The sequence below is a fragment of the Telluria sp. AZSoR62 genome (assembly GCF_058111565.1).
In genome coordinates, this window is sequence record NZ_JBYTST010000544.1 from 1 (window position 1) to 241 (window position 241).

1 protein-coding gene is annotated in these 241 nt (G+C 61.8%); it reads right to left on the reverse strand.

The window, feature by feature from the left end; genetic code table 11:
- On the reverse strand, nucleotides 1-241 hold a 241-nt coding region (locus AC3XQU_RS24705; RefSeq protein WP_489876738.1), incomplete at both ends, for an ATP-binding cassette domain-containing protein.

Here is a 241-nt window from a genome sequence, read left to right on the forward strand (position 1 = left end):
TGAGTTCCTCGTCGGTGGCATCCGGCTTGCCGTACAGCAAGTTGTCACGGATCGAGCGGTGCAGCAGCGAGGTGTCCTGGGTGATCATGCCGATCTGTGCGCGCAGGCTTTCCTGGGCGACGTCAGCGATGTTCTGGCCATCGATCAGGATGCGCCCGCCTTGCAGGTCGTACAGGCGCAGCAGCAGGTTGACCAAGGTCGACTTGCCTGCACCGGACGGGCCGATCAAGCCGATTTTTTC